The organism is Sphingomonas azotifigens NBRC 15497 (assembly GCF_002091475.1).
Lineage (GTDB): Bacteria > Pseudomonadota > Alphaproteobacteria > Sphingomonadales > Sphingomonadaceae > Sphingomonas > Sphingomonas azotifigens.
Map to the genome: position 1 here is coordinate 1 of NZ_BCTR01000124.1, position 2,059 is coordinate 2,059.

General features: G+C 56.3%; 2 protein-coding genes. One reads left to right on the top strand and one right to left on the bottom strand.

What is annotated here, in order from left to right; all coding sequences use genetic code 11:
* Positions 1-29: 29 nt before the first annotated feature.
* Positions 30-1,079, bottom strand: coding sequence for a serine hydrolase domain-containing protein (locus SAZ01S_RS23145; RefSeq protein ID WP_084584684.1), 1,050 nt, complete (start codon positions 1,077-1,079; stop codon positions 30-32).
* Positions 1,080-1,312: 233 nt separating this feature from the next.
* Here SAZ01S_RS23145 and SAZ01S_RS23150 point away from each other — a divergent pair, with 233 nt between their 5' ends.
* On the top strand, positions 1,313-1,981 hold the full coding sequence (locus tag SAZ01S_RS23150) for a helix-turn-helix transcriptional regulator (protein WP_084584685.1): 669 nt from the start codon (positions 1,313-1,315) through the stop codon (positions 1,979-1,981).
* Positions 1,982-2,059: the final 78 nt, after the last annotated feature.

Below are 2,059 nucleotides of genomic sequence, written 5' to 3' on the forward strand. Positions count from 1 at the left end.
CGAGTTACGGGAAAACCATCCATGCGGCGCTATTGATTGGCGCCAGGCGGCGCATACGGCTTGCCGTCGAGGATGGCGTCGATCGCTTCCGCTGGAATGTAGACGTCAATGTGGTTCCTGCTAGTGAGAAATAGGAGTGTGCGGTCTTTCGAGGCATCCATCAGAAGTAGCGCTTCGAAGTTATGATTATTACCATCGTGGCGATGATAGACTAACTTTTGCCCGTCCATCGTGCCGTGACCGAGGCCAGTCTGCCATTTTGGATTGCCGGTAGTTATGATTTGCCGGGTACTTTCAGGGGTAATCAGGCAGAACTTTTTAATGCAGTTCGACCAACGGATAAAATCATCCAACGTCAATGCCGGCCATCCGGTCATGTCTACCGTCAGAGGATCTGGCTTGAACTGAGCGTCAAAACCCTTGGCGACTCTCGGCGTCGTATCGGTCGGATCGATAACGGCGTCACGAATGCCTGCCTTGGGAAATTCTCGCTTCCTCAAAAAGTCTGCGTAGCTCATGCCACTTACGGCTTCGATCACTCGGCGGCGCAAGAAGGTATTGTTATTATTATAGGCGTAATGCGTGCCGGCCGGATAATCCAGCTGCTTAATAGCACGGATATTCCTGAATGCGTCCGCGTCGCTGTGGACAGTATCCCAGTCTACGTCTGGCAACCCGCTTGTATAGTGAAGCAGGTGGTCGAGTGTGACCGTTCCGGCCCATGCGGGAAGATCGGGAATGAATTTCGATACCGGATCGGTCAACGACAACTTGCCCTGCTCGGCGAGCATCAATAGTCCGACCGAGTCAAACTCCTTCGCGATAGACCCGATCACAAACCGATCCTTCAGCGTCAAAGGCCGCTTGCAGGAACTGTCCGCGCAGCCGATAGTACGACGCAGAACGATCTTGCCGTGATCAACGACCATGACGTTGCCGTTGAGCATAGCCACCTTGTTTGCCTGATCAAGGTAGGTATTCATCTTCTCGGCCGCCGTTTGTTGAGAGGCGGCTGGAGCGGACATCGCACCGCACGCCAACAATGCGCCCATCGTCATAAATACTTTGGTCACGGACATCCCAAATTCCTCGACTCACGACCACCCGCTGGCATGATGCTAACGCTGAGCACGCTGAACCTGACTCCATCCGAGAATATCTCATGCGGCTCCTCCTTGTCGTGTCTCTATTCAGCTACATGCCCAAGGTCTGAGCGCTATAGCGAACGCGCCAACCGCCCTCCGCATGCGATTCGCCATATGGTGCGCGATGCGCTAGGGGAAACGCCTCCGTCGGGAACGATAGGCATCGCGTGCACACCATCCACAACGCAACTTCGCTGGAAGGGTTGAGCAACGCGCTTGCTGACATGATGCGCCCATTCGGCATCAATGCTTTCGCCTTTGGCCAGATACCGGCAGCAAGTCGGGACTTGGGCGAATTGTCCCTAATCCGCTGGCCGCGATGGATCGAACATTACGCCATCAATGGCTTCGCTTATCACGACAGCGCGATCGATGAAATGCAGGTTTCGCGCGAGCCGTTTACATGGAGCGAGCTGAAATTCCGCCGACCGGAGAAAGGTGGCCGCGTCTTTGAGGCATGTAGTGCGTTCGGCTGGAATGACGGATTCATAATACCGATCGACCAATGCCGAGGTTTCGTAAGTCTTGCTGCGCCGTCCTCCCTGCAGGGGTGGGACAGCGCGCAGCGCTCCGAAGTCACGGCCGTTGCCACGGCGGCCTATGTAAAAAGCCTCTCGTTTCCTGCTACCCCGGCGCAATCGCCGCGCCGGCTTTCAGCCCGCGAACAGGAGGCGTTGAGTTTGGTCGCGTTGGGAATGAGCGACGCAGACATTGCCCGCGTGATCGACGTGTCGACCTCAACTGCCCACGCCCATGTCGAACGCGCCAAACGTCGCCTCGGTGCGAAGACGCGCGCGCACGCCGTTGCGCTGGCGCTCCGAGCTAAGATGATCTGACAATCGGCCTATGTGGAACTGACAACCGAAAGAGCCGGCACCCGCCGAGAACAAGAATCTGTGCCTTTCCCACTTACG

What these genes read in the sequence shown, in the direction of transcription:
- SAZ01S_RS23145 (WP_084584684.1), bottom strand. Translation starts at nt 1,079, where the DNA reads ATGTCCGTGACCAAAGTATTTATGACGATGGGCGCATTGTTGGCGTGC.